Source organism: Rhodopseudomonas sp. P2A-2r (assembly GCF_026015985.1).
In the GTDB taxonomy this organism is placed as follows: domain Bacteria; phylum Pseudomonadota; class Alphaproteobacteria; order Rhizobiales; family Xanthobacteraceae; genus Tardiphaga.
On the sequence record NZ_CP110389.1, the window covers coordinates 1,966,201 to 1,988,350 of the forward strand.

The following is a 22,150-nucleotide window of genomic DNA, read 5'->3' on the forward strand; positions in this document are numbered from 1 at the left end:
CCCAACCACAATGGACGCGACTGACAGCAACGAAACCCGGGAGCCGGGTCTGGTGCAGCGGATCTGGCAGCGCCGCGGCCTAGTCGCCGCAGTGCTTGGCGGCGTGCTGGTGCTGACGGTCATCGCACTTCTGGTGCTGCCGGTGCGCTACCTCGCCACCGGCTCGGTGATCGTCGCCGAGCAGGAGCTTGGCAACAACTCGACCTCCGCGGCCTGGGCACAGAAGATCGGCGATCCCGCCGACCTCGAGAGCCAGTTGCTGGTGATCCGCTCGCCGCGGGTGATGCGACTGGCGATGGCGCTGCCCGGCGTGCTCGATGCCGCGGTCGCAGATTGTCGTGCCGCCCGCGGCGGAAGCATCTGCGATCGGATGCAGACCGACAGCGCAGACTTCGTCGACTACGTGCAGAACCGCTACGCCATCGGTGCCGTCGGCCGCTCGCGGGTCATCAATATTTCCTACCAGTCGTCGATCCCCGAGGTCGCGCAGACCATGGCCAATGCGCTGACCAACGCCTTCCTCGAGGACCAGCGCGCCGCCGGATCGAACAGCCGCGAGGTCGCGGCTTCGTGGTTGCGCAAGGAACTGGCCCAGCTCGACACCCAGTTGCGCGACGCCGATGCCAAGATCCAGGCATTCCGGCGCAACAAGGGCCTGGCCCGCGGCGCCACCGCGCCGATCAGCTCGGAGCGCCTGACCAGCATCAGCCAGCAACTGTCGGTGGCCGAGGCGGCGCGCGCCGACGCCGCGGCGCGGCTGCAGGAAATCAAGGCCAACCAGTCGCGCGGCGCCAGCGACGCGCCGTCAGTGCTGTCGAGCCGTGCGGTGGCGGATCTGAAGCAGCAGCTCACGGTGGTGAGTGCACAGCTGGCGAGCCAGTCCAACGTGCTGGGCCCGCGGCATCCGGCGCTGCGCGCGCTGGAGCGCGAACGCGACCTGGTGCAGCAACGGCTGACTGCCGAGATCGCCAGCATCGCGGCGAGCGCGCAAAAGACCTATGACGCCAATGACGCGCTGGTGACCTCGCTGCGCAAGCAGGTCGATGCCGTGAAGGCGGAGGTCGGGTCGGCCACCACCGACGAGGCCTCGATCGAGAGCATGGTGCGCGACACCGAAATCAAGCGCCAGCAATATGCCGAGCTCTACAAGCGCACCAGCGAGCTGGAGACCGAGCGCCGGGTATTGCTCGGCAGCACCCGGCTGGTCAGCCTCGCGGAGTTACCGAACAAACCGTTCTTCCCGAAAAAGATCCCGTTCCTCGCGGCCGGCGGGACCATCGGCCTGCTGCTGGCCCTTGCTGCCGTGCTGTTCGGGGATCGGCTGAAGCCCGCCGCCGCCTGGCTGCCCACACGCCCGGCCTTGCCGCGCAAGGCCGCGCCGGTGGCTGCGACACCGGCCGTCGCTGTCGCTCCGCCTGCGGCCGCTTCTGCGATCGCCGCGCCGGCAAAGCCGGCCGCGCCATTGCCGGCAATTCCGGCGCCGGCTGCTGCTCCGCCGCTGTCACCGGCAGCGGCGCCGACGCCGCCACCGGTCACGGCCGCCGTTGCGAAACCGGTCGCGACACCGGTTGAGCGCGCCACTGAACTTTCCGTCGTGACCGGCGCGTCGATCCTGGCGCGGCTGCCGGTGATCGCCAATGACGTGCCGGAGTCGCCGATCAGTGCCATCCTTGCCGGGCAATCCGGCCTGTCGCTGGTCCGCTCGCTCTCGGTGGCGCAGCAGGACCCCGCCTATCAGGCGGCGCTGCGCGATCTCGCCGCTGGCCTGGCGGTTGGGGCCAAAGCCGGGGCCTGCCAGAAGATCCTGATGACCGCGCCTGGCGCGGGCGAGGGCAAGACATTCCTGACGCTGGCGCTGGCGCAGCATCTCGCCATCGCCGGGCGCAAAGTGCTGGCCGTGGAATGCGACTTGCGCACGCCGCGCTTCGAGGCGGCGCTGGCGCTTGCCGGAGGACGCGGACTGCAGGCCGTGCTGCTCGGCGACGCCCAACCGGGCGACGTGGTGGTCCGCACTTCGATTCCGAATCTGGACGTGATCGCCGCCGGCCCGGCCTCCAGCCAGTTCGATCTGCTGCGCCGCAGGCAGATGTCCGACCTGCTGCTGTGGAGCCAGAGTTACGAAGTCGTGCTGGTCGACGGTCCGATTCCGGCCGTGCTGATGGATGTCGGCGTGCTGGCGCGGCAGGTCGACGGCGTGCTGCTCAGCATGCGGGCCGGCAGTTTCTCCATCGGCGAGGCGGTGGCGACCACCAGCGCCATCAAGGCGGCCGGCGGCAAGGTGCTCGGCATCGCCATGACCATGATGAAGCCGGATGCGTCCGCCCGTCCGGCCGAGCCGGCGGTCGATGCCTATCTCAGGGCGACGTGATGCCTGCGCCGCGGGTGATGTTCGTCAGTCACACCGGACAGGTCTCGGGCGCCGAACTGGTGCTGCTCGACGTGGTGCAGCCCTGGGTGGGCGCGTCGGCCTTTCTGTTCGAGGACGGTCCGCTGCGCCAGGCGCTGGCAAGCCGGGAACTCGACGTCACCGTCTCGCGCTGGGGCCAGGGCCTCGGCGGCGTGCGACGCGACAGCTCGATCCTCAGGGTGGTGCCGCTGGTCGGTCGGCTCTGCGCCATCGTTCTTGAAGTCGCCCGCGCCGCGCGCAGTCGCGATATCGTCTACGCCAATTCGCAGAAGGCCTTTGTGCTCTCCGCTATCGCCGCCACCCTGGCGCGGCGCCCGCTGGTCTGGCACCTGCACGACATCATCAGCGGCGTCCACTTCGGCGCCATGCAGCGCCGCGTTCAGGTGTTGCTCGCCAATTCTTGCGCATCGAAGGTGATCGTGCCGTCGCAGGCCGCGGCGGCCGCCTTCGTCGCCGAAGGCGGCCGCCAGGATCTGGTCGAGGTCATTGCCAACGGCCTCGACGTCACGCCGGAAAGCCAGTCGCCGGCCGAGATCAGGCAGCAACTGGGATTGCCCACCGGCCCGCTGATCGGTGTGTTCAGCCGGCTGGCGCCGTGGAAGGGACAGCACGTGGTGCTACAGGCGCTGGCGCAGCTGCCCGGCGTGAGCTGCATCATTGCCGGCGACGCGCTGTTCGGCGAACAGGCCTATGCGACGCGTCTCAGCAAGCTCGTGGATGAACTTGGTCTTGCCGACCGCGTCCACTTTCTCGGCCAGCGCAGCGATGTGCCGCGGCTGATGAGCGCCGTCGATGCGGTGATCCATCCCTCGATCGATCCCGAACCGTTCGGCCGCACCCTGGTCGAGGCGATGCTCGCCGGCGTGCCGGTGATCGCCACCGATGCCGGGGCGGCGTCGGACATTCTGGAAGCCGGCAAGGCCGGCACGCTGGTGCCGCCCGACGATTCCGAGTCGCTGGCGCGCGCGGTGAAGCGGGTGCTGTCGCGGCCCGCCGACCTCAACGGACAGGTCGCTTACGCAGTCGCCCGTGCGCGTTCGCATTACGGCATGGCGCAGATGCTGCAATCCATCTCCGGCGTGATCGGTCGGTTGGGCGCGGGAGCCGCGGCATGAGCGTGGGAGCAGTTCCCGCGTTCCGTATCGGCATCTGGCCGCTGCCCGGCTGGCTGGCCGCAGCGGCGCTGATCGTCGGAACGGCTGTGCTCGGCGGCGCGCTGGGCGGCCTCGCCAAGCCGCTGTTCGTGCTCGGCTGTGCCGCGCTCGGCTGGTACGCATGGCAGCAAGGTGCGGCCTCGCATCTGCAATCCATGCTGGTGCTGTTTGCCTTCGCGCCGTTCGTGCGCCGGGTTGTCGACCTGTCCGCTGGCTTCGATCAGTCCGGCCTGCTGCTGATCGGTCCGATGCTGGCCATCCTGGCGCCGGCGCCAGGACTGCTGCGATTGCTGAATTCGTCGCGCGGGCCGAGCCCGGTGATGGTGCCGCTTCTGGTGGTCGGCGGCTGCGTCGCCTATGCCACCGCGCTGTCGATCATGCAGGCCGACTGGATGAGCGCCGCCTCAGGGGCGTTGAAATGGACCGCACCGCTGATCTATGCGGCGGCGCTGATCGCACATGCCGACCGCGACGAAATGGTGCAGGCGGCAGCCCCGGCGTTTCTCATCATCCTGCCGATCATCGGCATCTACGGCATCTTCCAGTATGTCGACCCGCCGAGCTGGGATATTTACTGGATGCAGCTCGCATCGATTCCCTCGGTCGGCCAGCCGGTGCCCTACGGTGTTCGTACCTTCAGCACGATGAACGGGCCGGCGAGTTTCGCGACCTTCACCGCGATCGGCCTGATCGTGGTGTGCTTCTCCCGGCTGCGCTGGGAATTGCTGCTGCTGGTGTGCCCCGCCGCCTTCGCTCTGCTGCTGTCGTCCTACCGCACGGCGTGGATCTCGCTGGCGGTCGGCATCCTGTTCTGCCTGCTGTTCAACACCACGCGCCGCAAAGCCGGCTTCATCCTGGTGGGGACCGTGGCGGTGGTCGTTCTGGCAGCGACGCTGACGCCGTTCGGCGACATGATCAGCGATCGCTTTGCCTCGCTGGGCGAGGGCGCAAAGGACGGCAGCGCGCAGGAGCGGATGGATGAATTCGTCACGCTGTGGAACATGCCGGACAGCTCGCTGATCGGCTCAGGCTTCACCACCACCGATGTCGGCAGCGCGGGAGCGATGCCGGTCGACGGCATGATCGTGGCTTGCTGGCTCATGATGGGCATTGTGGTCGGCCTGGTTTGCCTGACCGCATTGGTCTGGGCGGCGCTGACAACGCTGTGGGTGGCGTGGCAGGACGGCGGAGCGGAGGCGATCGTCATCGGCGCGCTCGGCTGCGGCGCGCTGGTGCAGCTGCCGCTGGCCAATATCACGTCCGGTGAGAATGGCTTCTTCTTCTGGACCTTTGCGGTGCTGCTGTCGTCGGCGCCGCGCTTCCTTCACGGCGGGGATGCAGAGACGATTTCTTAACAATGAACGGAATTTCGAGTGGCCGTCACCATTTGGCGCCGGTGATGCGAATGTCGCGATTAACCTTCTCGTCGATATCTGCCGAATGCGGCGCTTCGGACATTTTGTCGCTCGGCCTCGACGCGGCGGCGCGTGATAGGATGCTGCTCGCCGGGGTTGTTTGAATTGATCGTTTGTATTCGGGATAGGCAGCCGGTTTCGGCTCGGGAAGCTCGTCAATGAAGCAGATATTGTCAGCGATGGCGAAACGGATGGCGGCCTCCGAGACATTGGTCCGGCCGATCACGATGGCTGCCGACCTTTTCACCGGCACGCGTGGCTGCCTGATGACGTTTCATCGTGCCGCGCCTTCAAAGGTTTGGGAGACCCTGCCGAACCGCGATTTCTATCTCGATCTCGATTTTCTCGACACCTTCCTCTCATATCTGACGGAGCGCGGCTGGGATGTGGTGACGATGGAGGAGGCGCTGCGTCGCGCCCAGCTCGGCAAGCCGAATGACCGTTTCGTCAATTTCTCGGTGGATGACTGCTACCGCGATACGTTCGAGGAGGTGGTCCCGCTGTTTCGCCGCCATGGCGTTCCGGTGACCCTGTTTGTTACTACCGGCATTCCCGACGCAACGCTGGCGCTGTGGGCCGCCGGACTCGAGGATGTGCTGCTGCGGCACGATCGGGTGGCGCTGGAGGACGGTGATATCGACGTCAGCACGCCGGAGCGCAAGCAGGCGGCCTTTCACCGCATCGCGGCGGCATGGGACGGTCCGCAGGCCGCTGGAGAATATGCAACGTTCTGCAAACGCAACGATATCGACATCGAGGCGATGCACTGGAAGCACGCGATTTCCTGGGAGATGCTGGAAGCGCTGCGCGACGATCCGCTGGTCGAGATCGGCGCACACACCGTCAGCCACGCCCGGATTTCGTCGCTGGCGCCAGCGGATGCGCTGGCCGAATTGCAGGGCAGCCGCGAACGGTTGATCGAGCGGCTCGGCGTCGCGGCCCGACACTTTGCATTTCCCTATGGCCGCGCCTTTGATTGCGGGCCGCGCGATTTCGACATCGCCCGCCGGGCCGGATTTGCCAGCGCGGCAACGACGCGCAAGGGGCTGGTACGCAGCGGACAGCAACCGTTCGAGCTGCCGCGCAACACGATCAATGGCGGCCATCGCAGTCTGGCGACGATGGAGCTTCATCTGACGGGCGTGACCGGCGCCGCGGCGCGGATGACCGGGCGTGTCTAGACAAGCTCGTCTGAAAATTCTGTCGATCGCCCATCCGGCGGTGAGTAGCGAAGGCGGTCGCCTGCGCTACCATTCGCTGGCGGCGCGCGACGATGTCGACGTCCATCTTGTGGTGCCCGCCGTCTGGCAGGAGTTTGGCCGCAGCTTCGTCGGTACGCCGTCCGACGATCCCGCGCTGAAGATTCATGTGCTACCGATCCGGCTGCCGCGGGCCGGCCCGATGGGGTGGTATCTGCATTTCTATCCTGGCCTGCGCCGGCTGATCCGCGAAATCGATCCGGATGTGGTGCATCTGTGGGAGGAGCCGTGGAGCGTCGTGGCGCTGCAGGCGCGCGTGCTGAAGGGGCGCGCCGCGCTGGTGATGGAGGTCGACCAGAACATCCTCAAGCGCCTGCCGCCGCCGTTCGAGGCTATCCGCAAGCAGGTGCTGCAGCATACCGATCACGTGCTGTCCCGCAGTCCGGACGCCACGGCGGTGGTGCGCGCCCGCGGCTATCGCGGTCCGGTCACTCCGATCGGCTACGGCGTCGACCTGACCAGCTTCTTCCCCGCACCGGATATGCCGGTTGCAGAATCCATGCGATCCGGCCTGCGCATCGGCTATGTCGGTCGGCTGATCGAGGAAAAGGGCCTCGACGATGCGCTCGATGCGATGGCGCGCGCGGCGGTCCCGGTCTCGTTGGCGATCATGGGGAAGGCCCGCATGAGGACCGGCTGCGGCAGCGCGTGACGGAACTCGGCCTCGGCGAGCGTGTCAGCTTCCAGGGCTGGGGAACGCCCGCCGAGGTCGCGTCATTCATGCGCAGCCTCGACATCATGGTACTCCTCACGCGGACAACCAAATCCGTACGCGAGCAATTCGGCCGGGTCATCGTCGAGGCGCAGGCCTGCGGCATTCCGGTGATCGGCTCGGAATGCGGCGCCATTCCCAGCGTGGTCGGAGATGGCGGCTGGATCGTGCCCGAGCGCGATCCCGGGGCACTGGCGAAGCTGCTCGAACAGGTCGCCGACGATCCCGCGCTGCGTAGCGCTCGGGGGACCGCGGCGCGGCACAATGTCGAGGCCCGGTTCACCTACGAGGCGGTATCGCATGTCCTGGCGTCGGCCTGCCTCGCCGCCGCCGGCAGGGGCGAGTCATAGCGGCGCCGGCAGCCTTGGGTTCAGCTGCCGACCGCAACCGCGGTCGCGACAGGATTTGGTTTGGCAGCATGCACCTGCTTCAGCAGTTCGATGTACTGCGCGCCGATGTGGTCCCAGCCGTAATTCAGCGATGTGGCGCGCGCACCGTCGCGCATGCGCTCCATCAACGCGGCGTCGGAAAATGCGCGACCGATCTTGCCGGCAATGTCATCGGCATTCCTGGCAATCCGATAGCCATTCACGCCGTCGACGAGATAGTCCTCGATGCCGCCGACCGGAGTGGCGAACACCGGCACCGAACAGGCCATCGCCTCCATGCAGACCAGCGAGAAGGTCTCATAGGCGGTGGGCAGCAACAGCGCGTCGGCTGCGGCATACAGCGCCGGCATGTCGCACCGTGGGCCGGCAAACACAAGGCGACTGCCGGCGGTGGGGGCGAGCTTGCGATAGGGAGCGGGGTTGTCCGAACCGACCACAAGCAGCCAGACATCGGAACCGAGACGCTCCAGCGCGCCGATCGCATGGGCCAGCCCCTTGCGTCGAAATTCATGTCCGGCGAACAACAGCAGCCTGGCGTCGGCGGGAATGCCGAACTCCCTGCGAATGGACAGCCGGGCATCCGGGTCCAGCCTGAAGCGGCCTATATCGATGCCGTTGGGAATGATGCGGATGCGCGACAGCGGCACCGAATAGAGAGATTGCAGTTCGGTGGATACGCGGGGCGACACAGCCACGAACATCCGGTAGCGCAGGCCACCGATCATCCACCGCTCGCGCAGGCCGATCCACAGATGCATGGGATTGAGCAACCACCACCAGATGTTGGCGTTGCGCTTTTCGGCAAGGCTTTGGGCGTTGACGGCATGGACCACCAGCACGTCGCCCTTCAGGCTGTCACCATGGCTGAGGACTACCGCGTTGGGATGTCTGGCGATGGCGCGGGTGGCCAGGATGGTGAAGATAGGTACGACGAACAGGCGACCGAGGTGTCGCAATACGCCACGGGTGGGAATGTGCGACAACCAGGGCGCGATCCGCTCGATGGTGATGCCGCTGGCGACCGGACCGTCCACTGCGCTGGCCAGCACGGTATTCGGGATCTTGGCACGGCCGAAAGCGCGCGCCAATTCGAAGGCTACGGTTTCGACGCCGCCGACCGTACTCAACTCCTGCACAATTTGGACGATCTCGAATGTCATGGTCCGTAGCCTAAGAGGGAAAATGTCTCAGCTTCGAGAAAATCCGGTCGCCGTCGCAATTGTTCTCGCCGCGCTTTTGATGGGCTCGCAGGCTTTCGCAGTCGACGCAACCGCGCAGAATTCAACGCTGCGTGATCGCGTCGGGGGCGGAAACATCGTGACACATTTGACCGGTGCTCCGACGGCGCAAATGTACCAGGCGCTCCGCGGCGTCGGCGCCAAGCTTGGACGGGTGAACTCATATGGCTGGCGGGATCTCGATCGCAAGCCGACTCCTCGCAATTTCGATGCCGCGATGCGTGAAGCCCACCGACACGGCATCACCCCGATTATTCTGCTCGAATATGATGGCAGCTACCAATTCCTGGAGCGGCCGCAACCGATCGGATCGTACGACGACTGGTTCGCCGCCGGACAGGTTCTTGCGCGACGTTTTCGTCCGAATGGTGAATGGGCCCGTGAAAACGGTATATACGGATGGGGTGCGACGGTGTTTACCGCGATCAACGAGCCGGACGTGCTGGCCAATATTCCGCGTGATGACTACCGGGATGCGCTGGCCGGCTTCGCCGACGGCGTGCACAGCATCGATGCCACGTTGCGCGTGGTGCCGGGGGCTTCGCAACCTGCAATTCGGCTGCCGATGCGACGCTGCGTGGCTATGGTCCGGCGATCGCCGGCCTGCTTGAGGACGGGCGCCTCGATGGCATCGATCTGCACACCTATTACAACGCGAAGTGGTACCCGCTGACCCGGGGCCGCGAATTCTCCGCGCAGACGTGCTTCGATCGCGTCAAGGCGGCGATGGCGCTGAAGCGTGATATCAATTTCTACGCGACCGAATTCAATGTTTCGCGCGATGGCGCATGGGAAGATCCGAATCTTGCCGCGCGCCTGTTCCTGACCGCGTTCTGGGACGAGGTGGGTGTTGTCGGTTCCGACGGGAAACGGTCGGCGACAGTGCTGGCGTTGCCGTGGAATCTGGGCGACACTGGCAGGTTCGAAGGGCCCGGCTATGCGATGGCGGCTTCGGAAGCCCCGTGGAAGCCGGATTCACGTGCCAAGACGTTGCGCACGGTCCTTGCTCTCGCCGGTGACATGACGTTCACCGCACTGGACGTCCGTGCCGGTCGGTTCACGCTCGAAAACGACAGCGCGCAACTCATGGTCTGGCAGGACCTGCCGGGATGGACCGAGACGCCAGGCACGGTATGGGAGGTGCAACTGCCCGAATGGGCCGAGCGCGCCGAACTCTGGGGCTGGGACGGCAAGCGCCGCGATATCCGCGTCAGCGCCGGCAAGGCGGTGATCAGCGGCCTCGCCGGCAACGAGACTTACATGCTGCGCCTGCCGAAGCCGCGTCGATAGTTTTTCGACTGCGCATCAGAACGTCACTGCGATATAGGCTTTGGTGACGTCACGCGTCGCGGCCTCCAGATGGCCGCGCAATTTGATCTGTGCCGCGCGTGGCGTCCGAAACGCCGGGGCGACAATGGACAGCGCAGCCACGATGCCGTTCGCATCCTTGATGCCATCCGCCACCGCATAGACATGCGAGCTGATCTCGGCATGCGACTCCGACCACCCGCGTTCCCGGATCACCGCGAGCTCGTTCACCAGCGCCTTGCGGTGCGGACCGAAACCGGGATCGCGGGAAACCACTTCATCCAGCACCGTATCGCGTTCGGCTGGCGACAGATGCGCGAGCAGTAATTTGGGCGCCGCGCCGCGATGCAGCGGCAGGGCTGTGCCGACGTCGAAGGTCAGACGAATGCGCGACGACGACTCGACCCGCTCGATGCAGACGGCGCGGTCGCCGGACCGGCGCACCAGGATCACGGTCTCACCGGTCTCCTGCGATAATCGTTTCATGTGCGGGCGAGCCACTGACGCGAGGTCGGTGCCTGCGCGCGCCGCCTGCGCGAGGCCGATCACGCGCGGCGCCAGCACGAAGGATCCGCGTCCGTCTTCATCGATCAGTTCGGCCTCGCGCAGGATGGCCAGATAGCGATAGGTCGACGACAGTGGCAGGCCGATCTGTTCGGCGAGGCTTTCCGCGGAATGTCGGGGTCTTTCGACGGAGAATGCCAGCAATGCGCGCAGGATCTTTCGTGAACTGCCGTCTGCGGCTGCAGCGGGCCGAGCCCGGCGCCCGGCCTTCGGAGCCGTTCGTATGGTTGGCACCAAGTCCTCGGTCGAATCCGGGTCGCCGGTGATCCCCACGGGACTGTCCTCCATGCCGTCGGGCACTGATATCTCGTCATGCTTCTAGTCCAAGACGGCATTCCCAGCAATTGAGAAGCCGCCAGGGATCGCCGGCTGTCTGCCTTGCGTTAACGCGCAATGAACGAGATGCCCGATTTTTGTGACGCCGGTGCAGTCCGATACCCGGACTATGCCGGCGGCGCGTAAGCGGCGGGATCAACGCCGGAGGGGCGCCCGTCGAGGGCCAGACGGCCGATCCGGGCCGGCGTTTCTGCTATGACGCGGCCGCGGCGGACCACGGCGAGGCGCGTGGCCTTGAGGCGGATCGCCTCGATGGGATCGCGGGCCTGCAGCAGCACCAGATCGCCGTTACAGCCGACATCGAGGCCGTAGCCTTCGATGCCCATGATCTTCGCCGGATTGGTGGTGATGGTCTCGAAGCAATAACGCATCGCCTCGCGGCTGGTCATCTGCGCCACGTGCAGTCCCATATGGGCGACCTCCAGCATGTCGGCGGAGCCCAGGGAATACCACGGATCCATGCAGCAATCCTGGCCGAACGCGACGTTGATGCCCATGGGCCGCATCTCCGGCACCCGCGTCATGCCGCGGCGCTTCGGATAGGAGTCGTGGCGGCCCTGCAGCACGATGTTGATCAGCGGATTGGCAATCGCAGCAACCCCCCTTCGGCCATCAATGGCAGCAACTTCGAGACGTAGTAATTGTCCATCGAATGCATTGAGGTCAGGTGCGAGCCGGCGACGCGGCCGTGCAGGCCGAGCCGCTGCGTCTCATAGGCCAACGCCTCGATATGCCGCGACAGCGGGTCGTCGCTTTCATCGCAATGCATGTCGACGCGCAGGCCTCGCTTTGCTGCAATCTCGCACAGCGCCTTCACCGAGGCGGCGCCGTCGGCCATCGTGCGTTCGAAATGCGGGATGCCCCCGACCACGGATACGCCCTTGTCGAGGGCGCGGGCGAGATTGGCCGCCGCGGTCGGCGAACGGAAATAGCCATCCTGCGGAAACGCCACAAGTTCGAGATCGAGATACGGTGCGACCTGGCGCTTGACGTCGAGCAGCGCATCGACGGCGAGCAGGCTGTCGTCGCAGATGTCGACATGGCTGCGCACGGCGAGCAGGCCTTGGGTAACCGCAAGGTCGCAATAGCGTAGCGCGCGTTCGACCAGAGCCTCATAGGTGAGCAGCGGCTTCAACTCGCCCCACAGCGCAATGCCTTCCAGCAAGGTGCCGGAGACGTTCAGCCGGGGCAGGCCTAGCGACAATGTTGCGTCCATGTGAAAGTGGACGTCGATGAACGGGGAGACACCAGGTAGCCGGCGGCGTCGATCACGCGTGTGGCGCCGCCGACGATGGCCGGCTGCACGGCCAGGATGCGACCGCCACCGATGGCAATGTCCTGATCCGTCCGGCCGTCGGGGAGGTTGGCGTGGCGGATCAGAAGATCGAATGTCATGCGCGATACCAGACCGTTGCAAGAAGCAGTGTGCGGAACTATCGCCGCAGCACAGCATCATTGCAAGTCGCCGGTGTTGTCAGTGTATCGACTTCTCGGCCTCGCGCAGCAGGTCGATCGGGCTCCACGGCTTGGCCATGAAGGTGGTGCCGTCGGGCAGTTCGCGGGCGCGTGGCGCCCCGGACGTGACCACGATGCGCACATCAGGAAATTGCGTGTGCGCGACATGCGCCAGTTCGATGCCATCCATGAGTCCGGCGAGTTCCACGTCGGTGAACACCAGCGAGACGCTGTCACCTGCGGAGGCAAGCACCAGCATTGCTGCCTCGCCGCTTTCACACTGGATGACCTCCATCTCGCTCTCTTCCAGCAGCACGCTGACAAGCATGCGCTGCATTTCATCGTTCTCGACGACAAGCGCGGTACCGCGATGATGACCCATGGTTTTCTCCGTGGTTGTTCACGGAGGCAATGCCCGAGCACTTCAGCGGTTCAGAAAAAGTCAGGTTCCGCACTTAAAAATGGGCGCCTGGCGAGGAAACCTGCCGCATGCTCTGCGGCAATACAAACGGTAGCCCCTCTGTGGTGCGCTCTACGGTAACGTCGATTTCAAAGGCGCGCCTGACGATTGCGCTGCTGATCGTCTCAACGGGGGTGCCTTCAGCCGCCACCTTGCCGCCGTGGAGCACGAGGATGCGGTTGGCGAATCGCACGGCGAGATTGAGATCGTGCAGCACGGCCACGACCGCCGTGCCGTTGCGCGCGCGGCGTCGCGCGATCTCGACCAGCGCAATCTGGTGGCGCAGGTCGAGGCTCGATGTGGGCTCGTCGAGCAGCAGGATGCCCGGTCCATGGACGCGCTCGCCGCAGGCCAGTTGCACCAGCACCCGGGCGAGATGGGCGCGCTGCTGTTCGCCGCCCGACAGGGTCGGCAGTTCGCGGTTGCGCAGCGCGTCCAGCCCGACCTCGTCGATGGCTGCATCCACCAGCGCCTGCACCGCTGCACCCGGCCTGTTGCTGCAGCCCATGGCGACGATTTCGCGCACCGTGAAGGGAAAGCTCACCGTGACGTGTTGCGACAGCATCGCGCGCCGCAACGCCAGTTCGGCAGGCGCGTAAGAGGAGAGTGCGCGGCCTTGCAGCCGGACGGCGCCGGCGTTGGGCACCAGATCCGCCGACAGCAGGCGCAGCAAGGTCGATTTGCCGGCGCCGTTGGGACCGACGATGGCCAGCGTCTCGCCGCCGCGGATGCACAGATCGACGCGGTCGAGCAATGTGGCACGGCCGACGGCCATCGACAGTTGCGATGTCTCGAGCGCGGCGCTCACAGCCCGACCAGCCCGCGCTGGCGCAGCAGGATCAGCAGGAATATCGGCGCGCCCACCGCGGCGGTGAGAATGCCGATCGGCATCTCCGCCGGCGCGACGATGCTGCGGGCCATGGTATCCGCGCCGATCATCAGGGTCGCGCCGAGCCCGACCGAGGCCGGCAGCAGCAGGCGATGGCCGGGGCCAATCACCAGCCGCAACAGATGCGGCACCACGATTCCGACGAAGCCGACCACGCCGCACACCGACACTGCGGCGCCGGTCATTGCGGAGACCAGCACGATGCAGATCCGTTTCAGCCGTTCGACATCGACGCCGGAATGAAAGGCTTCGGATTCGCCGAGGATCAGGATGTCGAGGCCGCGATGGATGAATGTCATCGCCACCAGCGCGACGGCCATGATCGGCGCCAGCGTGGCTGCCTTGGTCCAGGTGGCGCCGCTGAGCGAACCGAGAAGCCAGAAGGTGATGTCGCGCAACTGGCGGTCGTCGGCGACGAACACCAGGAGGCCGATGCCGGCATTGGCGATGGCGGCGATGGCAAGGCCCGCGAGCAGGAAGATGGCGATCGAGGTCCGTCCGCTGCGGCTGGCGATGCGGTACAACACGATCGTCGTCGCGAGTGACCCGATGAAGGCAGCCATGGGCAACAGCACCGGTTGCAGCACCGCAAGGTGGCTGGCGAAACGGCCGTCGCTGACGACGATGGCGGCAGCGGCAGCGAAAGCGCCGCCACTGGAGACGCCGACCAGCGCCGGATCGGCCAGCGGATTGCGGAACAGCCCCTGCATGATCGTGCCGGCGGAGCCGAGCAGACCACCGATCATTGCCGCGATGGCGATCCGCGGTAGCCGGATCGACCACAGGATCAGTTGATCCCGTGCCGCCAAGGCGTCACCGGGCGATGCGCTGACAAGGCCGAGCGCGGCGGGCAGCCGCGCCAGCGGAATGCCGGCGGCGCCGATCGCTGCGGCGAGCAGCATCGCCAGCAGCAGCGCCAACAGCAGCACGCCGAGCACCGGCAGCGCGCGTGGCCGGTGCGCGCGCCGGGCCAGCGTCACCGCAGCCATCCGTTGGGCGTCGGCCATTGTCATGTCACTGGCGGCAATTGATGGTCAGCGATGCCGGCTTGAAGCGGGCCGCCTCCGCCGCCAATGCCGGATCGAGCCTGGCGGCAAGATCGCGCGCCGCCGCGGCCGTGCGCGGGCCGAATCCCAGCAGGTAGAGGCCGTCCATGGCGACGAAGCTTCTGGCGCGCGCCGCCGGTGTTAGGGCGAAGGCCGGATTGGCGAACACCGCTTCGGCCTTGAGCTGTTCCTTGCCGCGCTCCATCGCCAGCACATGGTCCGGGCGCGCCGCGACGATCGCCTCTTCATTGATGATCTTGTAGCCGTCGAAGTCGTCGATCGCATTGACGCCGCCGGCAAGCGCGATGATCTCGTTGGCGGCCGTATGCCGCCCGGCCGCCATGGCGCGGCCGTCGAGCAGCGACATCACGAACATCACGCGTGGCGGCGTCGTCACCTTGGCGCGCAACCGGCGCAGCCAGCCGAGATCCTGCGCGACCGCGTCGGCAAGGCATTCGCCCCGCGCCTCGACGCCGGCGACGCGCGCCACCATGCGGATCTTCTGCAGCATGCCGTCTTCGCTGAACGTTTCGGGGACGACGATCAGCGGTACCTTGGCGGCATCGATGACGTCGATGGTCTCCTTCGGCCCGGAGCCGGCGATCGCCAGCACGAGTTGCGGGTGCAGTCCGAGGATGCCCTCGGCGGAGAGCTGGCGCATGTAGCCGACATTGGGCTTGTCGGCCATCGCCTGCGGCGGGTAGAGGCTGGTGCTGTCGATAGCGACGATGCGATCCTCGACCCCCAGCGCATAGAGGATCTCGGTGAGGGCGCCACCGACGGCGACGATGCGGGTCGGATGGCCAATGGTCACATCGTGGCCGCGCGCATCGTGCACGATGACGTCTTCGGCGCTGGCGGACGCGATCGACATCAGGCAGGTCGCCGCGGTGAGCAGCGTCATCAGGCGGAAGCGGCTGCGGCGGGATGTCATGAGGGCATCACTTGGTGAGGATGAGCTTGTTCTGCGACGTCAGCCGCAGACGATAGGTCTCGTGGCCATGAGCAATCGTGATTTCACGGCCGGTCTCGAACAGGTCGCCGCTATCGATCCGGTTGGCCTGTACGGAAATGTGGCGTTCGGCGCCGCTGGTCGCCGCCGGAGCTTGGGGGCCGTCGTGGGTTTCGTCGCGAGGGGCTGTCGTCATTCGGTCGAACTATCCTTTGTGCCTCCGACTTATAGTTTTTATTGGCCGGCTTCGCCAAGCGAGGCAATCTACAATTGATATAAACAGCCGCGCGATTGCTTGACCGGTTTGTTCCCTCTACGTAATTGAAAATGGCAGTACGATGGCAAATGCCGTCGGATGTCTTTTCGAAAGCCAGCAAGCCCCTGCGTTTCCGCAGCGCCAGCCAGCCATGCCTGTTGAACTTTGCGCTGGGGGAATTAGGATGGTTTTCGGGGCCAGGATGACGCGCGGCTTGTTGCTGGGTGCGTCGATCGTTTCATTGGGGTTGCTGGTGTCGCAGCCAGGCTTGGCACAGGAGCCACCGCATGGGGCAGTCCAGCCGCAGAGGCCGAAACCTGCCAAGAAGAAGCGCGCTGCGCAGGCGGCGCCTGCCGCTGTCCAACAGCTTCGCGATGCCCGCGCGCAGGTTGCAGGCAACAGTCAATCGCTGGATGAAATCGCCGTATCGGCATCGAAGACGCAGGAACGCGCTATCGATGCGCTGGCCCCGGTGAGCGTCGTGACGCTGGAGCAGATCCAACTGCAGCAGCCGAAGCGGCTCAGCGACCTGTTCTACAACATGCCCGGCGTCTGGATGCAGGATCGCGGAGACGATGCTTCCACCGCCATCAACATTCGCGGTCTGCAGGACTTCGGTCGCGTGGCAGTGCTGGTCGACGGCGCCCGCCAGAATTATCAGCGATCGGGGCACAACGCCAACGGCTCGTTCTTTCTCGACCCCGAACTGGTCGGCGGCGTGGACGTGACGCGTGGCCCTACCGCCAACGTTTACGGCTCCGGCGCAATCGGCGGCGTCGCCTCGTTCCGCACCAAGGACATCCAGGACGTGTTGCGGCCCAATGAGCGATGGGGCGTCGACATGAGCGGATCCTACGGCTCCAACAACAATCGCGGGCTCGGCTCGGTGTTCGGCGGTGTGCGCGTGGATCCGACGGTCGATGTGTTCGGCGGCGCGGTGTACCGCAGCCAGGGCAACTACACTGATGGTGCCGGCACGGAGATCGGCAACACCGGTAACGACATCGCTGCCGGATTGATGAAGGTAACCGTGCGGCCCGCCGACGGCCACGAGGTCAAGTTCGGCGGCGTGTTCCAGGACTATCAGTATACGGTCGGCCAGATGAACCGCGGCCCCACCAACACCACGGCGCTGGCTGCGCTCAACCAGGGCTCGTCGGTCTATGGGTCCACCGCCAAGAACTACACGGGCACCGTGAGCTGGAAGTATTCGCGGCCGGACGACATGCTGTTCGACTTCAACGTGTCGCTGTATGGCAACCGCGTCGATAACGACCAGACCAAGACCTACCACTATTCGACCTCGGGCGCTGCGCTGTGCGGCGCCGGAAATTTCGGCAACAATATCTCGGGCTGCGTCGGCGACAGGCGCAGCTATTTGCTCGACACCATCGGCATCGACGTCAACAATACCTCGCGGTTCAATTTCGGCGACTGGCGCAACGCTGTAACCTACGGCTTCGACGCCTTTAACGACAAGGTCACGACCTTCGATTCGCGCGGCAACTCCAACATCACCACACCGAGCGGCGAGCGCACCGTGTCAGGCGGCTTCGTTCAGCTGAAAAACAACTACTCCACCTGGCTCGAAGTCATCAGCGCGCTGCGCTATGATCACTACGAGCTGAATTCTGCCGGCCTGACCGGCGGCAGTACCTCGTCCAGCGGTGACCGGTTGTCGCCAAAGATAACGGTCGGCGTCACCCCGGTGACGGGCTTCACGCCCTATGTCAGCTATGCCGAAGGCTATCGCGCTCCGTCGATCACCGAAACCCTGATTGCCGGCGCCCATGCGACGGGCGGCGGCCCGGCGTTCTTCACCTGCGCCGACGGCACCGCCGGCCTGTTCTGCTTCCTGCCGAACCCCAACCTGCGGGCCGAGGTCGGCAAGAACAAGGAAATCGGCGTGAACCTGAAGTACAACGACATTTTTACGACTGGTGACAGCGTCCGCGCCAAGTTCAACTTCTTCCGCAACGATGTCGACGATTACATCGATCTGGTTGCCTCGGCGCCGGAGCGCACCAACTTCGGTCCGTTCAGCCGCAACTACCAGTACCAGAACATCGCCAATGCCAGGATCGAAGGCTTCGAGGCGGAAACCGCTTACGATGCCGGCCTGTGGTTCGTCGGCGTCGGCGCCACCGTGCAGCGTGGCAAGAACACCCAGACCAATGTCGGTCTGGCCACCATCCAGCCGCGCAAGGTCACCACGTCGGGCGGCGTCCGATTGCTGGATCGCAAGCTGACCATCTCAGCGCAATGGGCTTCGGTGGCCGCCAATACCGACATTCCCGTCGGCTACCAGCCCTCTACAGCATATGACCTGGTCAACCTTTACGTGGCTTACCAGCCGACCCAGGACATCACGCTGAACTTCTCGGTCGATAACTTGCTCAACCAGTATTATCGCCCCTATGCCATTCCCGGCAATTCGGTGGATGGCACGACCCAGAACGATGCGCTGTGGACCAGTGCGTGCCCTGGCATCGTCTACAAGGGCGGCCTGAAGATCCATTTCGGCGGCGCATGATCGCGTCACGGAACAACCACGTGTGAGAAAATCGCGCTCATGTTCGGGCGCGATTTTCAGTATGATGACTGCCAGCAATCAGAAGGAGATATTCCATGTTCATCGCCATGAACCGCTTCCAGGTTAAAACCGGCTCCGAACAGGCGTTCGAAACCGTCTGGGCGACGCGTGAGTCCTATCTCGGCGAACTGCCGGGCTTCGTTGAATTTCATCTGCTGAAGGGGCCCGTCGCCGAGGATCACACGCTGTACTCGTCGCACACCACCTGGGCCAGCAAGGCGGATTTCGAGGCCTGGACCAAGTCCGAGCAATTCCGCAAGGCCCATGCCCGCGCCGACAACAAGACTGGCGAGAGCCTGTATCTCGGCCATCCGAAGTTCGAGGGTTTTGAAGTGATCCAGTCCGAACGCAAGACCAGCGCCGCGGCTTAAAGGTCTGTAGCCCGGATGCCATTCCGGGGCCGACCCACCGACGACGAAAACTGTCCCGGATTGCGTCGTCCCGCGCTGCGCGCGGGCCAACTTCATCCGGGCTACACGCTGTTGCAGACCTTGAGGACCTAATCATGACCGCCGCCATGCTCGATGATCTCTCCACCTACATGCGCGAGAACCCGGGTGCGGTGATCGAGGACGTGGCGCGTGACCGCAAGGTCACGGCGCGCGCCGTGATCGAGGCCTTGCCGGCGGAGATGGTGAGGATCGGCGGCGGCGCCGACGCCTTCGTGACGGCGATGCAGGACATCGCCACCTGGGGTATCGTGACCCTGATCGTCCATACCGGCGACGGGATTTTCGAGGTCACCGATCCCGTCGCGCCTGGCGCAGTCGGCCGCGGCTACTTCAATCTGAGCCATCCCACCGGCCTGCACGGCCATTTGCGCCATGAGCGCTGCGCCGGCATCGCCTTCGTCGAGCGGCCGTTCATGGGCAAGGCATCGGCCTTCGTCGCCTTCCTCAATGTCGATGGCGGGGTGATGTTCAAGGTGTTCGTCGGCCGTGACGAGAGCAGGGCGCTCAGGCCGGACCAGTTGGAGCGGTTCAGGGAGTTGTCGGCCACGATCTGCGGCGTCGCGGTCGCCTGACGTTCCGTCGCCCCGAAAAGCCGCGGTGTCTTGCCCGCTGCGGCAATTGACGAAGGGATGATTTCTCCTATGGTGCCGCCGATCGGACGGCGGCAATGGACCATCCGAGTGAAGGATGGGTCATGACCAAGAAGATCATTATCGCGACGTCCAAGGCGCCGGCGGCTGCCGGGCCCTATTCGCAGGCCGTGCGCACAGGCAACCTGGTGTTCTGTGCCGGACAGCTGCCGATGGATCTGGCAGGCGTACTGCCCGCGACAATCGAAGAACAGACTCACCTGTCCCTGAAGAATGTCGCGGCCGTGCTCGAGGCCGGCGGCGCCAGCCTGGCATCGGCGGTGAAGACCACCGTGTTCCTGAAGGACATGAACGATTTCGCCGCGATGAACGCGGTCTACGCGACCTATTTCCCGGAAAATCCCCCGGCGCGCTCGACCGTCGAGGTCGCACGGCTGCCGAAGGATGCGCTGGTCGAGATCGAGGCGATCGCCATCAGCGAAGGCTGATCGAAGCTGTCAGTCCGGGGCGCGAGACAGCGGCGAAGCCGCTGGACCGCGAACCCGAAATGACAACCTGTTCTACCCACGAAAGTCGATCGCCCGCAGAATAATGCCTGGCGGCCGGCCTTCGAGTTCGACTGCGATGAATTTGCGCGAGGCGCATTCGCCGATCCTGTCGCGCAAGCGCAGGAATTGCTGCTCGCGCTGGCTTGCGGCCGTGCGTTTCACGCCCTCGATCTGGTCCATTGCGTCGGTGCTGATGGCGCAGGGCACGCTGGTCGTGTTGTCCATCATCGTGAACAGCACGACCGAGCGGTCGATATCGTATTCGGTGAAGCCAGCGTCCGTCAGCGCCATGATCCGTGCTCCTTCAGCGGCAGTCACTACTTGCGCTTGGCCGGCGGATTGAGCTCGGTGAGCTTGGTCGCGCAGGCGGCTTCGGTCGCGATCGGACCCGTGACGAACGTGCCGCTGATCTTGGTGATATACCAGCCGGATTCGACACCGAGACGAAGCGACTCTGCGGCCTGAACATGCCGCGACGTGAGGATTTCCATGAATTTTCCCTGAGGTTGAATGTCAGGGTGCGCCCTTTCAGGGCGAATAGCCATGGCCAATCGGAAACATCTGTCGGGAATCGCACGCCGACGTCGCGTCCGGCTGCGGTCTTGCCCTATCGGCAACGCGCGAAAGGGTGGTCTCCGACGTCAGGCGCCGGCGGTCATCGTCTTGCGATACAGCGCGCTGTAGCTGGCCGCCGAGATGGTCCAGCTGAAGGATTTCGACATGGCGCTGCGGCGCATCGAGTTCAGCCGGTCCTTGGAGCCGAAGGTGGCGAAGGCGCGCAGGATGCCACCGAGCAGGGATTCCGTGGACGGCTTGGTGAACAGGAAGCCGGTCTCACCATCGACGATGGTTTCGGCGAGGCCGCCGGTCTGGTGACCGATCGGCAAGGAGCCGAAGCGCTGGGCATACATCTGGCTCAGGCCGCAGGGCTCGAAGCGGGACGGCATCAGCGTGAAATCGCTGCCGGCGAAGATGCGACGGGCTTCGCGGTCGTTGAAGCCGATGGCCACGCCGATGGCATCGGGCCGTCGGCGATGCGCATCCATCAGCGCGCGCTCGATCTCGGGTTCGCCGGTGCCGGTCACGACGATCTGGCCGCCGGCGGAGACGATGGCATCGGCGGCGGACAGCACGAGGTCGACGCCCTTCTGGTGCACCAGGCGGGCGACCAGACCGAAAATAGGCCCGCGCGACAGCGCGAGCCCGAATTGCTGGCGGACGCCGTCGGCATTGGCGCGTTTGGCCTCCCAGTCGCCGGCGCCGAACGGGCGCATCAGCTCGGCGCAGACCCGGGGGTCCCAGCTCTCGTCAATGCCGTTGAGGATGCCGGTGAGCTGCGCGGCGTTGGAGCGCTTGCGCAAGAGGCCTTCCAGCCCGCAGCCCAGCTCTGGCGTGGTGATCTCGCGGGCGTAGGTCTCGCTCACGGTCGTGAGGTGCGATGAATAGATCAGGCCGCCCTTGAGGAACGACAGCTTGTCGTAGAATTCGAGGCCATCGATATGGAAGGAGTCCGCCGGTGCGCCGATGCGACGCAGCGTCTCCTTGGGAAACAGGCCCTGATAAGCGAGGTTGTGAATGGTCAGGATGGTCGGGATCTTGATCTGGTTCCAGGCCAGATAGGCCGGCACCAGCGCCGATGGCCAGTCATTGGCGTGCACCAGATCCGCCGACCAGTTCGGGTCGAGCTTGCCGGCCGCCAGCAGCGCGGCAGCCGAGGCGAAGCGGCCAAAGCGGATATCGTTGTCTGGCCAGTCCTGGCCGCCGGCGTCCCCATAAGGATTGCCGGTGCGGTCGTAGAGCTGCGGGCAGAGCAAGATATAGACGGGCATCCCGTCCTTGGTCGCCGCCAGGCCGAGCTGGCAGGCGGGCATCTCCGCCAGCGCAGGGCATTCGCCGACCACCTCGATGCTTTCGAACTGGGCGACCACGGCGCGGTAGCCGGGCAGGATGACGCGGACATCGGTCCACAGCCGTAAAGCCCTTGGCAGGGCGGCAGAAACAGCCGCGAGGCCTCCCACCCGAATGAAGTCGTCAATCTCAGGAGTGACGAACAGAACCCTCAAGACGTGCCCTCGTGCCAGCAGCACCTGCTACTATGCAAATCCCGGTCCAGCGTTTCCTCGGCTT

At 65.3% G+C, this 22,150-nt stretch carries 21 protein-coding genes and 2 pseudogenes; 11 read left to right on the forward strand and 12 right to left on the reverse strand.

Translation table 11 applies throughout. The features are described from left to right. The first annotated feature begins 10 nt into the window (after positions 1 to 10). From ONR75_RS09285 to ONR75_RS09295, 3 genes are read left to right on the forward strand one after another with little or no spacing between them, the layout of a single operon-like run. The gene (locus tag ONR75_RS09285) at positions 11 to 2,368 is read left to right on the forward strand and encodes a polysaccharide biosynthesis tyrosine autokinase (protein ID WP_265082331.1); all 2,358 of its coding nucleotides are present in this window, start codon (positions 11 to 13) and stop codon (positions 2,366 to 2,368) included. After that, positions 2,368 to 3,522, forward strand: coding sequence for a glycosyltransferase (locus ONR75_RS09290; protein WP_265082332.1), 1,155 nt, complete (start codon positions 2,368 to 2,370; stop codon positions 3,520 to 3,522). Before ONR75_RS09285 ends, ONR75_RS09290 begins: the two co-directional genes overlap by 1 nt. Further along, entirely contained in the window at positions 3,519 to 4,916 is a 1,398-nt protein-coding gene (locus ONR75_RS09295) for an O-antigen ligase family protein (RefSeq protein WP_265082333.1), read from the forward strand. The genes ONR75_RS09290 and ONR75_RS09295 overlap by 4 nt, the downstream gene beginning before the upstream one ends. A 25-nt stretch (positions 4,917 to 4,941) precedes the next feature. Here the strand turns inward: ONR75_RS09295 and ONR75_RS09300 are convergent, their stop codons facing one another. Next, positions 4,942 to 5,202, reverse strand: a complete 261-nt coding sequence (locus ONR75_RS09300) for a hypothetical protein (protein WP_265083934.1) — start codon at positions 5,200 to 5,202, stop codon at positions 4,942 to 4,944. On the opposite strand from ONR75_RS09300, the gene ONR75_RS09305 reads away from it, so the two are divergent. Further along, positions 5,135 to 6,157: a polysaccharide deacetylase family protein gene (locus ONR75_RS09305; protein ID WP_265082334.1), complete on the forward strand. Its 1,023-nt coding sequence runs from the start codon at positions 5,135 to 5,137 to the stop codon at positions 6,155 to 6,157. The two genes, ONR75_RS09300 and ONR75_RS09305, sit on opposite strands and share 68 nt — an antisense overlap. Then, positions 6,150 to 7,297: pseudogene (locus ONR75_RS09310) on the forward strand (glycosyltransferase). The gene ONR75_RS09305 and the pseudogene ONR75_RS09310 overlap by 8 nt, the downstream one beginning before the upstream one ends. Positions 7,298 to 7,317: 20 nt before the next feature. On the opposite strand, the gene ONR75_RS09315 reads toward ONR75_RS09310, so the two are convergent. After that, positions 7,318 to 8,496 (reverse strand): glycosyltransferase family 4 protein, encoded by a 1,179-nt coding sequence (locus tag ONR75_RS09315; RefSeq protein WP_265082335.1) that lies wholly within the window; start codon positions 8,494 to 8,496, stop codon positions 7,318 to 7,320. 22 nt (positions 8,497 to 8,518) lie between these two features. Between ONR75_RS09315 and ONR75_RS09320 the strand changes: the two genes are divergently transcribed. Together ONR75_RS09320 and ONR75_RS09325 are read left to right on the forward strand one after the other, a co-directional pair. Continuing rightward, a complete protein-coding gene (locus tag ONR75_RS09320; RefSeq protein WP_265082336.1) occupies positions 8,519 to 9,247 on the forward strand; it encodes a hypothetical protein in 729 nt (242 codons plus the stop codon). 53 nt (positions 9,248 to 9,300) lie between these two features. Beyond that, positions 9,301 to 9,864 (forward strand): hypothetical protein, encoded by a 564-nt coding sequence (locus ONR75_RS09325; RefSeq protein ID WP_265082337.1) that lies wholly within the window; start codon positions 9,301 to 9,303, stop codon positions 9,862 to 9,864. 15 nt (positions 9,865 to 9,879) lie between these two features. Here the strand turns inward: ONR75_RS09325 and ONR75_RS09330 are convergent, their stop codons facing one another. From ONR75_RS09330 to ONR75_RS09360, 7 genes and pseudogenes are all read right to left on the reverse strand, one after another. Then, positions 9,880 to 10,746 carry an IclR family transcriptional regulator gene (locus ONR75_RS09330; protein WP_265082338.1) on the reverse strand — a complete coding sequence of 289 codons (867 nt, stop codon included), beginning with the start codon at positions 10,744 to 10,746 and terminating at the stop codon, positions 9,880 to 9,882. A 143-nt stretch (positions 10,747 to 10,889) separates the two neighbouring features. After that, positions 10,890 to 12,177 (reverse strand): annotated as a pseudogene (locus ONR75_RS09335) (amidohydrolase family protein). A gap of 79 nt (positions 12,178 to 12,256) precedes the next feature. Beyond that, positions 12,257 to 12,619 carry a response regulator gene (locus ONR75_RS09340; RefSeq protein ID WP_265082339.1) on the reverse strand — a complete coding sequence of 121 codons (363 nt, stop codon included), beginning with the start codon at positions 12,617 to 12,619 and terminating at the stop codon, positions 12,257 to 12,259. Positions 12,620 to 12,692: 73 nt separating this feature from the next. Next, positions 12,693 to 13,505 carry a heme ABC transporter ATP-binding protein gene (locus tag ONR75_RS09345; protein WP_265082340.1) on the reverse strand — a complete coding sequence of 271 codons (813 nt, stop codon included), beginning with the start codon at positions 13,503 to 13,505 and terminating at the stop codon, positions 12,693 to 12,695. Beyond that, the gene (locus ONR75_RS09350) at positions 13,502 to 14,599 is read right to left on the reverse strand and encodes a FecCD family ABC transporter permease (protein WP_265082341.1); all 1,098 of its coding nucleotides are present in this window, start codon (positions 14,597 to 14,599) and stop codon (positions 13,502 to 13,504) included. Before ONR75_RS09350 ends, ONR75_RS09345 begins: the two co-directional genes overlap by 4 nt. Before the next feature lies 1 nt (position 14,600). Beyond that, positions 14,601 to 15,566 carry a heme/hemin ABC transporter substrate-binding protein gene (locus tag ONR75_RS09355; protein WP_265082342.1) on the reverse strand — a complete coding sequence of 322 codons (966 nt, stop codon included), beginning with the start codon at positions 15,564 to 15,566 and terminating at the stop codon, positions 14,601 to 14,603. 7 nt (positions 15,567 to 15,573) lie between these two features. Continuing rightward, a complete protein-coding gene (locus ONR75_RS09360; RefSeq protein WP_265082343.1) occupies positions 15,574 to 15,780 on the reverse strand; it encodes a hemin uptake protein HemP in 207 nt (68 codons plus the stop codon). A 262-nt stretch (positions 15,781 to 16,042) separates the two neighbouring features. Between ONR75_RS09360 and ONR75_RS09365 the strand changes: the two genes are divergently transcribed. The 4 genes from ONR75_RS09365 to ONR75_RS09380 all read left to right on the forward strand — a co-directional run bounded on the left by ONR75_RS09365 (position 16,043) and on the right by ONR75_RS09380 (position 19,963). Then, positions 16,043 to 18,373: a TonB-dependent hemoglobin/transferrin/lactoferrin family receptor gene (locus tag ONR75_RS09365; protein WP_265082344.1), complete on the forward strand. Its 2,331-nt coding sequence runs from the start codon at positions 16,043 to 16,045 to the stop codon at positions 18,371 to 18,373. 95 nt (positions 18,374 to 18,468) lie between these two features. Then, positions 18,469 to 18,804 (forward strand): antibiotic biosynthesis monooxygenase family protein, encoded by a 336-nt coding sequence (locus ONR75_RS09370; RefSeq protein ID WP_265082345.1) that lies wholly within the window; start codon positions 18,469 to 18,471, stop codon positions 18,802 to 18,804. 134 nt (positions 18,805 to 18,938) lie between these two features. Then, positions 18,939 to 19,457, forward strand: coding sequence for a heme utilization cystosolic carrier protein HutX (gene hutX, locus ONR75_RS09375; protein WP_265082346.1), 519 nt, complete (start codon positions 18,939 to 18,941; stop codon positions 19,455 to 19,457). Positions 19,458 to 19,579: 122 nt separating this feature from the next. Continuing rightward, positions 19,580 to 19,963, forward strand: coding sequence for a RidA family protein (locus tag ONR75_RS09380; protein WP_265082347.1), 384 nt, complete (start codon positions 19,580 to 19,582; stop codon positions 19,961 to 19,963). Positions 19,964 to 20,035: 72 nt separating this feature from the next. On the opposite strand, the gene ONR75_RS09385 is transcribed toward ONR75_RS09380, so the two are convergent. From ONR75_RS09385 to glgA, 3 genes are all read right to left on the reverse strand, one after another. Beyond that, positions 20,036 to 20,314, reverse strand: coding sequence for a DUF1488 domain-containing protein (locus tag ONR75_RS09385; RefSeq protein WP_265082348.1), 279 nt, complete (start codon positions 20,312 to 20,314; stop codon positions 20,036 to 20,038). Between the two features lie 26 nt (positions 20,315 to 20,340). After that, positions 20,341 to 20,514, reverse strand: coding sequence for a hypothetical protein (locus tag ONR75_RS09390; protein WP_265082349.1), 174 nt, complete (start codon positions 20,512 to 20,514; stop codon positions 20,341 to 20,343). A gap of 150 nt (positions 20,515 to 20,664) precedes the next feature. After that, entirely contained in the window at positions 20,665 to 22,086 is a 1,422-nt protein-coding gene (glgA, locus tag ONR75_RS09395; RefSeq protein ID WP_265082350.1) for a glycogen synthase GlgA, read from the reverse strand. Positions 22,087 to 22,150: the final 64 nt, after the last annotated feature.

Excerpts from the sequence above, each read along its gene's own strand:
- ONR75_RS09285 (WP_265082331.1), top strand. The coding sequence starts at position 11 with ATGGACGCGACTGACAGCAACGAAACCCGGGAGCCGGGTCTGGTGCAG.
- ONR75_RS09290 (WP_265082332.1), top strand. The coding sequence starts at position 2,368 with ATGCCTGCGCCGCGGGTGATGTTCGTCAGTCACACCGGACAGGTCTCG.
- ONR75_RS09295 (WP_265082333.1), top strand. The coding sequence starts at position 3,519 with ATGAGCGTGGGAGCAGTTCCCGCGTTCCGTATCGGCATCTGGCCGCTG.
- ONR75_RS09305 (WP_265082334.1), top strand. The coding sequence starts at position 5,135 with ATGAAGCAGATATTGTCAGCGATGGCGAAACGGATGGCGGCCTCCGAG.
- ONR75_RS09315 (WP_265082335.1), bottom strand. The coding sequence starts at position 8,496 with ATGACATTCGAGATCGTCCAAATTGTGCAGGAGTTGAGTACGGTCGGC.
- ONR75_RS09320 (WP_265082336.1), top strand. The coding sequence starts at position 8,519 with ATGTCTCAGCTTCGAGAAAATCCGGTCGCCGTCGCAATTGTTCTCGCC.
- ONR75_RS09325 (WP_265082337.1), top strand. The coding sequence starts at position 9,301 with ATGGCGCTGAAGCGTGATATCAATTTCTACGCGACCGAATTCAATGTT.
- ONR75_RS09340 (WP_265082339.1), bottom strand. The coding sequence starts at position 12,619 with ATGGGTCATCATCGCGGTACCGCGCTTGTCGTCGAGAACGATGAAATG.
- ONR75_RS09350 (WP_265082341.1), bottom strand. The coding sequence starts at position 14,599 with ATGACAATGGCCGACGCCCAACGGATGGCTGCGGTGACGCTGGCCCGG.
- ONR75_RS09355 (WP_265082342.1), bottom strand. The coding sequence starts at position 15,566 with ATGACATCCCGCCGCAGCCGCTTCCGCCTGATGACGCTGCTCACCGCG.
- ONR75_RS09360 (WP_265082343.1), bottom strand. The coding sequence starts at position 15,780 with ATGACGACAGCCCCTCGCGACGAAACCCACGACGGCCCCCAAGCTCCG.
- ONR75_RS09365 (WP_265082344.1), top strand. The coding sequence starts at position 16,043 with ATGACGCGCGGCTTGTTGCTGGGTGCGTCGATCGTTTCATTGGGGTTG.
- ONR75_RS09370 (WP_265082345.1), top strand. The coding sequence starts at position 18,469 with ATGTTCATCGCCATGAACCGCTTCCAGGTTAAAACCGGCTCCGAACAG.
- hutX (WP_265082346.1), top strand. The coding sequence starts at position 18,939 with ATGACCGCCGCCATGCTCGATGATCTCTCCACCTACATGCGCGAGAAC.
- ONR75_RS09380 (WP_265082347.1), top strand. The coding sequence starts at position 19,580 with ATGACCAAGAAGATCATTATCGCGACGTCCAAGGCGCCGGCGGCTGCC.
- ONR75_RS09385 (WP_265082348.1), bottom strand. The coding sequence starts at position 20,314 with ATGGCGCTGACGGACGCTGGCTTCACCGAATACGATATCGACCGCTCG.
- ONR75_RS09390 (WP_265082349.1), bottom strand. The coding sequence starts at position 20,514 with ATGGAAATCCTCACGTCGCGGCATGTTCAGGCCGCAGAGTCGCTTCGT.